The organism is Thermoanaerobacter mathranii subsp. mathranii str. A3, assembly GCF_000092965.1.
Lineage (GTDB): Bacteria > Bacillota > Thermoanaerobacteria > Thermoanaerobacterales > Thermoanaerobacteraceae > Thermoanaerobacter > Thermoanaerobacter thermocopriae.
In genome coordinates this window covers 129,871-140,000 of record NC_014209.1, presented here as the reverse complement: position 1 = coordinate 140,000, position 10,130 = coordinate 129,871, and the positions used below count along the sequence as shown (strand labels likewise).

At 35.4% G+C, this 10,130-nt stretch carries 8 protein-coding genes; 3 read left to right on the top strand and 5 right to left on the bottom strand.

Translation table 11 applies throughout. The features are described from left to right. Window positions 1-249 precede the first annotated feature (249 nt). The 4 genes from TMATH_RS00680 to TMATH_RS00665 all read right to left on the bottom strand — a co-directional run bounded on the left by TMATH_RS00680 (window position 250) and on the right by TMATH_RS00665 (window position 5,250). Window positions 250-978, bottom strand: a complete 729-nt coding sequence (locus TMATH_RS00680) for an aspartate/glutamate racemase family protein (protein WP_013149585.1) — start codon at window positions 976-978, stop codon at window positions 250-252. Between the two features lie 200 nt (window positions 979-1,178). Further along, window positions 1,179-2,729 carry a hydantoinase/oxoprolinase N-terminal domain-containing protein gene (locus TMATH_RS00675; RefSeq protein WP_013149584.1) on the bottom strand — a complete coding sequence of 517 codons (1,551 nt, stop codon included), beginning with the start codon at window positions 2,727-2,729 and terminating at the stop codon, window positions 1,179-1,181. Window positions 2,730-2,745: 16 nt separating this feature from the next. Next, a complete protein-coding gene (locus tag TMATH_RS00670; RefSeq protein WP_012269774.1) occupies window positions 2,746-3,849 on the bottom strand; it encodes an S-methyl thiohydantoin desulfurase family protein in 1,104 nt (367 codons plus the stop codon). Between the two features lie 138 nt (window positions 3,850-3,987). Further along, on the bottom strand, window positions 3,988-5,250 hold the full coding sequence (locus TMATH_RS00665; protein WP_013149583.1) for a cytosine permease: 1,263 nt from the start codon (window positions 5,248-5,250) through the stop codon (window positions 3,988-3,990). Window positions 5,251-5,615: 365 nt separating this feature from the next. Here TMATH_RS00665 and TMATH_RS00660 point away from each other — a divergent pair, with 365 nt between their 5' ends. The 3 genes from TMATH_RS00660 to TMATH_RS00650 are packed head-to-tail and all read left to right on the top strand — an operon-like array spanning window position 5,616 to window position 9,510. Then, window positions 5,616-7,187 carry a sigma-54 interaction domain-containing protein gene (locus tag TMATH_RS00660; protein WP_198002293.1) on the top strand — a complete coding sequence of 524 codons (1,572 nt, stop codon included), beginning with the start codon at window positions 5,616-5,618 and terminating at the stop codon, window positions 7,185-7,187. A gap of 8 nt (window positions 7,188-7,195) precedes the next feature. Next, window positions 7,196-8,305: a DUF917 domain-containing protein gene (locus tag TMATH_RS00655; RefSeq protein WP_012269777.1), complete on the top strand. Its 1,110-nt coding sequence runs from the start codon at window positions 7,196-7,198 to the stop codon at window positions 8,303-8,305. After that, window positions 8,302-9,510 (top strand): hypothetical protein, encoded by a 1,209-nt coding sequence (locus TMATH_RS00650; RefSeq protein WP_013149581.1) that lies wholly within the window; start codon window positions 8,302-8,304, stop codon window positions 9,508-9,510. Before TMATH_RS00655 ends, TMATH_RS00650 begins: the two co-directional genes overlap by 4 nt. Window positions 9,511-9,568: 58 nt before the next feature. Here TMATH_RS00650 and TMATH_RS00645 read toward each other — a convergent pair whose 3' ends face one another. Beyond that, on the bottom strand, window positions 9,569-10,129 hold the full coding sequence (locus TMATH_RS00645; RefSeq protein ID WP_012994245.1) for a uracil-DNA glycosylase: 561 nt from the start codon (window positions 10,127-10,129) through the stop codon (window positions 9,569-9,571). Window position 10,130: the final 1 nt, after the last annotated feature.

The following is a 10,130-nucleotide window of genomic DNA, read 5'->3' as shown; positions in this document are numbered from 1 at the left end:
GTTTATTAATATATCATTTTTATGTTTCTACTTCAATACCTGTAAAAGGCCATATAAAATCATTTTTCGCAATTACATGTGTTATACTTATTTATGCTTTAAAATACTCCTAATTACAACAATCTGCAACTATTATAGTCATAATTTTTTACACTCAATTTCTGATACCTTTTCTTATTCGTTATTCAAATTCTGTTATATTATAATAAGAGTGGGTGCAGAAAAAATACCCACCCCAACTCTTTTTTACTATTTTTCCCACCAAGTATATAGTTTTACTGGTGGAATCATATAGGTCAACCGGCTGTGCTTTAATCCCATACGCACATAAGTCTTAACCATTCTTACTGCAGCAAAGGCCGGATTTATTACCGGAACATCATAACCCTTTTCTTTTAGCCTGTTCATTAGATTCCGAGCTACTCCCATCATCCCTGTACAACCTAATACAATAACGTGAACATTTTCTTTTTGAATAGCTTCCAAACTTTCCTTAAATAAAGCATCCTCTAATTTCTGCTTGTCTCCTAAATCTAACACCGGAATATTTACATATCTTATCGATTTTACCCTCTTTTCTATTCCCATTTTAGCAACCAAATCGTGCAACATCGGAACAACATTCGGTAAAACTGTAATAACACCAATGTTTTGGCCAAGTCCTAACACAATTTGCATAGGAGGTTCGAAACCACCACACACGGGTATATCAACAAGTTCCCGAGCAGCATGTACCCCTGGATCCCCGAAACAATCAATAACTATACCCTCAAATCCTTCTTCTTGAGCTTTCTTTACTTTATTTAAGATATCTGGCACAGCCATAGCTTCATCATATTCGCATTCGATGGATGCTGGACCATAATCCAAATTTTCAACATCAACATAATCATCAGGATCTACATAGTGTTTGATTTCCCTTTTAACTTCTTCATTAAATTCATCCGAAGTAATCGGTACAATAATTTTTAGTTTCATAAAAAGCCCTCCTTGTTTTTTCAAAGTTATAGGAAGTGGCTTCCTGCTTCATAGAGCATTATAATACTCTCCGCAGGCGTAATTTCAAGCCCTTTCAGCCTTACCACTCGTAAGGTAAGTGACCCCACCAGACTTGGCTTCCATCTCTTTGGCAGCTCATATCTCTCATATAAAAGATGAATATGAGCTGTTAAAGTCTGTTAAATTAAACTACCTGCAGCTTTAACTCTAATTTTAACCGCATTTCCTGGAAGATATGCTAAAGGTATATCCTCAACGTAAACAATCTCTATTGTGTCAGGATTAGCTCCTGCTTTTATTGCTTCATTTATTGCGCGTTGCTTAGCATCATTTAATGCTGCTTCTCTGCTCATTTCGCTCAAAGAGTAAATACGGTCTACTTCTCCACTAACTTGGGCTATAGCAGCACCTAAAGCATTAGCTACTCCAAAATTATTCGGCCTTATTATTTCACTTACACCATGTATTTCATTACCAACAATAATGCTTCCACCACCAACCAACACAAGAGGTTGTGGATCTTTACTAGTTTTCATCTTGTCAATAGCTTCATTAACCATTTCTTGCATTTTGGCATATACGCGTTTAGCAAATTCTAAAGGTATATCTTTTACTTTTTCCTTGGAACCTACTTCTGCCAATCCCAAACGAACTGCAATGTCAGTAGCAGTTATGGTTTTCCCTCCAAATACCAAAGCCTCTTCGGTAATTCTATATCCTACACTTTCAGGACCTATCTTAATTTCGCCGTTTTTTTCTCGAATGATAGTACCACCGCCAAGTGCAAGCGAAATTAAGTCAGGCATTCTAAAGTTTGTCCGCACTCCACCAATCTCTACGGCAATGGAAGATTCTCTAGGGAATCCCTGAGAAATTACTCCAATGTCACTTGTAGTTCCACCAACATCAAGTACTAGTGCATTTTCTAGTTTGCTAAGAAAAGCTGCTCCACGCATACTGTTTGTAGGGCCACAAGCAATTGTTAAGATAGGATAACGCATCGCATAATCAATCGACATTAAAGTTCCATCGTTTTGACAAAGATATATTTTAGCTTCTGTAAGGCCCTCTCTTTTCAAAGCATCTTTAAAACTATTAGCAGTTGTCCGAGCAACTTCAACTAAAGCAGCATTTAAAACAGTAGCATTTTCTCTTTCAAGTAGGCCAAGGGAACCAATTTCATGAGATAGAGATATTGGTATTTCCCCAAGAACTTCTTGTAATATTTCTTTTGCTCTTAATTCATGTTTATTGTTAACCGGAGAGAATACAGATACTATTGCAATACTTTCTACTTTGCCTTTAATTTCTTTGGCGATTTTACGAAGCTCATTTTCATCCAATGGACTTATCTCTCTACCATCAAATTCATTTCCGCCGGCAATTAGGTAATAGTGATTTCCTACTGCATCAACTAAATCCTTAGGCCAATCAACTAGTGGAGCAATTGCTGCGGTTGCGGGTTTACCAATTCGAATAATTGCAGTTTTACAAAGCCTTTTGCGCTCAGCAACCGCATTCGTAGCATGGGTTGTTCCTAACATTGCATATTTTATTTTTTTCCGGTCTATCTTGCTTTTATATAATACTTTATTCATTGCTTCAAATATCCCGCTCGAAACATCTTTAGTAGTAGGTACTTTAACACTCTCTACTAATTCCAGATTTTCATCTACTAAAACTGCATCAGTATTGGTTCCACCAACATCAATTCCAATACGATATTCCATTTTTTCCTACCTCCTTTTAACCTCTATTGAGTTCTTCTACAGGTATATAATCAACATCATATCCAAAGTAACGCGGACCAACTGTTTCTATACCTTTTTCAGTTCTCCACTTCTCATCACACGGAATTCCTATAATAAATACTCTCTGTCCATAACGTAATCCTTCGGTGGTTATAGGTAAGGCTGTATGGGCATCAACGGTACAAATCAAGTCAGGCACTGTAGCTACAACTTTCCCATTGCGACGTGCTATTAAATTTTCATTTTGGAAATCAATAATCATTGCTTCCCCTTTGTATTGGTCAATTCCGTCTATATGAGCTTCTCCACGAACAAATCCACCCGTAGTACGCCTTTGCACATCAGAAATTTTGCCTTTAAAAAGCATATAGCCACCTGTTACCTCTAAAAGCGCCTCTATTGGATTTTCACCTTTTTTGCGGGCTTCGCGTATCGCTTTTCCAATTTGTGCTGAATAAGATACAACATTTCTTATTCCTGCTTGTTTTACATCTTTTCCACTCATCGGGTAAATTGCTATCATAACTGATCCACCCATAACTACTGTAGCGTTCCTCGCAAGGCTTTCAGTCCAGAAATTATTGATAGTATGTAAAAGTATAGAATTACCTTTTTCATCTGCTAAAACCATAGGTGTTGCAGAAACTCCATAAAGATGATATGTTACCATTTGCAACTCTGGAAAAGCCCTTCCCATACCATCTACATCTACCAATGGTACCTTTCTTTCACCTGCAACCATAATAGGTATCATTGAATTAACGCCACCAGCTTCAATAGGAAGAACTGCATATACTTCCTTTCCAAGAAAACTTTGGAGACTATCGAAAGCCTTGAAAATCTCTTTTCCTGAAGGAACCTTTTCTACCAATACTGTCGGCGCTCCCATCATTGCCACGGGAACAACTAATGCATCATCAGGTATGTTCTCCACATCAATAAGTTCTACTGGACCATTTCTTTGTATAGATTGAATAGCCATAAGCTTACCTACATAAGGGTCTCCTCCTCCCCCAGTTCCAAGAAGAGCAGCCCCTACTGCGATATCTTCCACCGCTTGTAAATCGATTTTCTCCAATTTTTCTATATCTTTCTTCATTTTCTATAACCTCCTTGTAAAGATATATTGAAATATAAAAACTATACAACTCCGAACATTAAATTTCGAGATACCCCAAAGACCCTAAAAGGAAACTATCGTTTTATATGCATAACCATTTTCTTTCTATTTTTTTCCTCAATGCAAAGCAGTAGCTGATTTTGACACTTTCAATACATAATACAATACCAAATAGCATACCATTGAAGATATTATGCCATTTATGGCTGAAATACCTGTTTTCATAAACAATGCCACAATAAAGCCTATAACCAATGATGCTATTCCTATCCAGTTAATATCTACAATACCAGCCTCCCACATATTTCTATTTCCTTTTTTGCATATCCAGTAATCCGCAATCATGCTACCGGCAATAGGCGGTATACTTGCAGTAAGTACAGTAAGGAAAGAAGTAAAATAGTTTAATATGCCCATGATGGCAAGGACAGTGCCTATAGCACCGGCTATAAAGGTCATAAGTGGTCTTAATTTATTTTCCATGTTAAAAAGGCTTACAATAGCTAGCCCCCCTGAGTAGGCGTTTACCGTGTTGGTAGTCCATGTAGCCAAAATAAGGATTACAGCACCCACAAATCCCAGCCCTAATTGAGCTAAAGCAATTGTTATGTCATATGTACCGGCTACTACAGTGAGGAGTGCCCCAACTACAAGTAGAAACATCCCCGCTGGCCAGACACCCACAAGTCCTGATGTCAAAGCATCCTTCCTACTTTTTGCATATCTTGAAAAGTCAGCAGCAATGACGCCTCCTACTGCAAATCCTCCAACAGCCAAACCAATCGCATAACTCCAGGAATAGCGATCTTTTGGTACATAATTTATCAAATTCTCTATACCGAATGTTGTCAAAACCTGTATTAGACCTACTATAGAGAGAAATACGAGCGCTGGTATGGCAATATAATTTAAGTATTCCAGTGCCTTATAGCCATATACAGCAGTCACTAGCATAATAATACCCCATACCAATCCACTTAACCATACAGGTATATAAATCCCAAGCCACATGTTCATTATTTGAGAAAACGCAGCTCCGCATACACTTGCTTGTACTCCAAACCATCCTATACAGGATATTGCAAGAATAGCAGAAATTATAAACCGTGCCCCCTCTCTGCCAAAAGCCGATGAGGACGTAACCACGGTGGGAACACCTAAGTCAGCACCCTGCATTCCTTGAAATGTCATATATACAATTATTATTGTATAACCTATAGCTCCAGCAATTATAGCCTCTAATAGTGGCATGCCCTGGACTATCGCTCCCCCTACCATCAAAGATGATACACATATCATTGATCCTGCCCATATAAGGGCTATACTATACCATGGTCTCTTTTCTGACTCTGGAATCGGATCCAATGCATGTTGTTCCACAATAACGACCCCCTATCTTGATATTTTTTAATTAAACTTGTAAGATTCATTCAATACTTTGGTATCTTGTTTGCTTTTTTGTTCCAAAACATCTTTTCTTTTTTACTTTAAAGTTATAAAACTTTAAATTTCTGAATAAATTAGATAGCAAATATCGTGCCAATTTGTTTTTAAGTTATCAGTTAAAAAGAGAGAAAAATAAAACGTTTAAGAGTGTATAATTGATAAAATATGTTGACATAAAGTTTTCTTTGAATTAGAATTGTAATAAATAAATCGGTTTATATTTTACGCATTCACTGTATTTTTCTCATTTATTCTCACTTTTTCTCAAAATTTCTCATTTTAAAGCGGTGATAAAATTTATGAGAAATAATTTGATTGATTCTCTTCAAGAAACCTTTGGTTTTGTAACCGAACTTCAGAAAGAATGTTTATCATTTATATCACCTTCAAAAGCAGGCTATCATGTTTGGTCACCACCATGTACTCCCACTTGTCCAAATATCAACAATTGCCCTTATGATTTAATACTTTCTTTTAAAATAGAAAAGAACAATTTTTTGGTTGCTTTACCTAAAAAACGTAGCAAAAATTTAAAAATAACGCCTGCCTCAATCATTAAATTTTTGCAGATTGTATTAGAAACATCATTCGCTTCTGAACAAAAAACACATAACATTTTATTACTAGAACAGACATTGCAATTTTTAGCAAAACAATCAAACATAGAATTCTACCTCTTCAACAACAAAGGGCAAATAATCTTAAGTCAAAATTCTTCTTTTGTTCAGCTCTCTCCATCTGATATTTGGGAAAAACTGGGTGATGCCAATGATTCAGAAGGATTTATAAAAACTCAATGGGGAAATTTTTATTATCACCTCTTTGTAAAAAATGATAAACCAATAGGCTTAATAATCTGGAAAATCAAATCATTCCAAAAAAATGTAAATTTTTGTCCATCAAGCAAAGATTATTCTTTTGCTATTATAGGTAAAAACTATCATTTTACTGAAATAAAAAAACTCATCCGTCAAATAGCTGCAACTGAGCATACAATACTTCTTCAAGGTGAAAGTGGTACAGGCAAAGAGCTTTTTGCTCGTTATATTCATCACTTAAGTCCTCGAAAAGATGGTCCTTTTATTGCCATAAACTGCGCCGCAATCCCTGAAAACCTTCTTGAAAGCGAACTTTTCGGCTATGAAGATGGTTCATTTACAGGTGCTCGTCGCGGTGGCAAACCGGGTAAATTTGAACTTGCTAATGGCGGAACAATTTTTCTTGACGAAATTGGAGACATGCCTTTACCATTACAAGCAAAATTATTACGGGTTTTGGAAGACCGACAAGTAGAACGAATTGGTGCTACTATTTCTCGTCCAGTTGATATAAGGGTTATTGCAGCAACTAATAAAAATTTAAAAGAATTAATTGATGCTAAATTATTTAGAGAAGACCTTTTTTTCCGCTTAAGTGTTTTCCCAGTCTACATACCAGCACTACGTGAGCGCCGAGATGATATCCTTCTTCTTTTAGACTTTTATTTAAAAAATATCTGTCTTGAACAAGATAAACCATTTAAAATTTTCAGTCCAGAAACTATTGAAATTCTTCAGAATTACAGCTGGCCAGGAAACATACGAGAATTAAAGAATGTAGTAACTTACGCCGTTTCACTTTGTAAAGACGATATAATCACTCCACAGTATTTACCGAAGTACTTACAAAATGGCGTATCCTTTAATAAATATCAGTTTACTAACGTTAAAAGCGAACATTCATTTATTGAAGATGAACAGCTCAAAAATCAATTGGAAATTTTATTAGCTAAATATGGCAAATCTACACAATCAAAAAAATTGATTGCTCAAGAATTAGGCATTAGTTTAGCAACCCTTTATCGTTGGCTTAAAAAATATCGCATAAGGTAGGTGTGAATATGCAAGAAATTACCTCTGATTGGATTGAACCACTTTGGTATGGCAGTATTTTTCTTGGTTCGGGTGGTGGAGGAAAAAGTGAACTTTTGGCATCCGTACTGGATAAAGCTTTACAAAACCGTGTTATTCCTTTACTAACCCTTGATGAATTGTCTGAAAGTAACTTTTTCTGCGGTATAGGTCTTTTAGGTTCACCGGAATTATGTGAAGAAAATTTACCCTCGGGTAAAGAAGCTAGTATTGCCATTGAGGAATTAGAAAAATATACTGGGTTCCAGTTTAATGGAATCTCAATTGTTGAAGGAGCAGGAGTTAATATCTTTTATCCACTTTTAGCAGCACTTCAAACTGGTTTGCCAGTTATTGATGGTGATGCTATGGGAAGAGCTTTCCCCGAACTACAAATGACTACTTATCATCTTGAAAACTTACCTGTTACCCCTTTGGTACTAGTTGATGGCAGTTATAACGTGCATCTGTTCCTTGAAAAGCAAGATACATTTCTTTTAGAACTTAATACGCGCCAGATTGTTTGCCAACAAGGAGGAGTTGGTTATTTTGCAGGCTTTCCTTATTCCGGTTCCGTATTAAAAAAAGTTTTACTTCCAAGTACTCTAACTTTTGCCCGTGAAATAGGTGAATGCTTTTTACATGCTGATAATTACCACGAGCTATTCAACTTGCTTTTAGAGGTAACTTCTAATTCTTTTTATGGTCCTATAGTCGAAATTTTTCAAGGTACCATAAAAAATATATCCGCATATGAAACTGCCAAGTGGAAAGCAGCAACACTAATCTCACCAAAAGGTGAAGAATTACAACTTCTTTTTCAATATGAGAATTTACTTGCGTTCAAAAATGGTCATATAGCCGCTAGTGTACCCGATTTAATTTCCGCAATTGATCTAAATAAACTTAAACCAGTAAATAACAATGAAATTTATGAAGGTCAGCCTCTAGTGCTTCTAGGTCTGCCGGCACCACTTCGACTCAGAATCAATAAAGCTTTAGATGTAGTTGGTCCCCAATGTTTTGGTTATCGAACTATTTACGTGCCGCTAGAAAAACTATATTGGGATTACTACCATGAAAAGGAGGTATTTTTTTGAAAGTTACGTTAGGAATTTTTATAAATGGTCAACACGGAACTATTATTGCTGGGTCAGGTAAATATCTTTTGTACGAGAGAAAATTTTCTTCACAAACTTTTTTAAACGAATTACAACATTGTCTTACTGTCCTGGGTTTATCTAAAAAAAATGTCAGTAAAATCTATTTTACCCCGCCCTTTTCTTTTTCACCAGAAAATAAGACGAGTTCAATAATCCATCTTAGGCTTGTCCCAGAACAATTTAGTGATTTTTCTGTTTATCCTCAAAATTTACAAAAATCAGTTAAAATCTTGCAAGTAGCTCCACAAAAGCTTTTGCAAAAATTAGAAGAAAACGAAGATCAAATTAAAAAAGCTAAAGTAATTTCCATAATTACACCTTTTGGATTGGTTTATCCAGAAAAAGAGAACAAAGCAGTTTATACAATAAACAAATTTAACCAAGGAATAATACTAAAATCCCAAAATTACCCACATCTCGGTTTTCATAAACGAGAAAAATCATTATTAATAGCTGACAATTTTGTGGTTGCAGTATCACCTTATGTACAACAGCTTAAAAATTTCTTTGCCCCTCATTCTCCAGGAATATATTGGGTTGAAAATGAAGCTGTTTATTTAACTGAAGATTTTTTACCACAAACTTGCGGTAAAATTTACGAATTTACACCATTAATACAACTAGCCCGAGGTGCTGCCGTTTCCTTCGGTTATGATTATGCTTTAGCCCTTTTTAAAATAGGTTCTATATTTAAACTTTTTCAAATACAAAATTATGTTGAAGTAAGTGAATTATCCTCACCTTTTAGTTTCGCTGCTACTTCTTCAGTACAGCCTTTATTTGATGATATTAAAGGCAAACTTCCTAAAGCTCTTCAGGATGTAATTCCTATTTTTAACTTTTCCAGTTGCTATTTTTCTGATTCTTATCCGTACCGGTTTTATCAGATTACTTTTTCAAAATCACTCCGTTACATTGGTTTGCTCACAGCTCCATCGATTTTAACATCTATTACTGTTTGTAAACAAGAAGATTTATATTACCACAAAAAAAGACTACTAAAAAATTTATACCTTGTTAATAAGAACCATAATCTTCTAAAAAAGCCTATAGCTTTTTGTCAAGAAACTCCTATTCGTTATTTAACTTCTAATCATACAATCTTAAAAGTGGAACTAAAAGAGTCAAACTCATTCCAGTAGTATAAAAATATCAACTTCATTTTTCCTAAATTTTTATTCCTCTACGCTTATGAACAAATTACAATAACTTATCTAATTCCTCTTTAATTTTTTTAAAGTCCTCCATTGCAGGCTCTAATTTTTCAGGGTCTCTCAAAATTGCAGCTGGATGGTAAGTTGCTATTATTTTGACGCCTTTTCTTTCAAACCATTGGCCTCTCATTACCGTTATTTTAAAATTTTTGTCTATTATAGCCTTTGCTGCAGTCGCTCCAAGACATACTATTATTTTAGGAGCTATTATTGCAACTTGGTTTCTTAAATAAGGTAAACATGCGTCAACTTCACTTTGCAAAGGCACTCTATTGTTTGGTGGTCTACACTTTACTATATTAGCAATATAGACTTCTCCTCTTTTTAATCCAACCTCCTCTAGCATTTTATTAAGAAGTTGGCCAGCTCTTCCTACAAAAGGTCTTCCTTGTAAATCTTCATCTCTTCCTGGTCCTTCTCCCACAAATATAACTTTTGCCCTTAAATTTCCTTCTCCAAAAACCATATTAGTTTTCGTTTTACTAAGGTCACATTTTGTACAATGTAAACACTCTAAATACAATTCTTTCAAGGGTAAAAGCGCCATT

Coding starts and splice junctions, on each gene's coding strand:
- TMATH_RS00680 (WP_013149585.1), bottom strand. CDS start 978: ATGAAACTAAAAATTATTGTACCGATTACTTCGGATGAATTTAATGAA.
- TMATH_RS00675 (WP_013149584.1), bottom strand. CDS start 2,729: ATGGAATATCGTATTGGAATTGATGTTGGTGGAACCAATACTGATGCA.
- TMATH_RS00670 (WP_012269774.1), bottom strand. CDS start 3,849: ATGAAGAAAGATATAGAAAAATTGGAGAAAATCGATTTACAAGCGGTG.
- TMATH_RS00660 (WP_198002293.1), top strand. CDS start 5,616: ATGAGAAATAATTTGATTGATTCTCTTCAAGAAACCTTTGGTTTTGTA.
- TMATH_RS00655 (WP_012269777.1), top strand. CDS start 7,196: ATGCAAGAAATTACCTCTGATTGGATTGAACCACTTTGGTATGGCAGT.
- TMATH_RS00645 (WP_012994245.1), bottom strand. CDS start 10,129: ATGGCGCTTTTACCCTTGAAAGAATTGTATTTAGAGTGTTTACATTGT.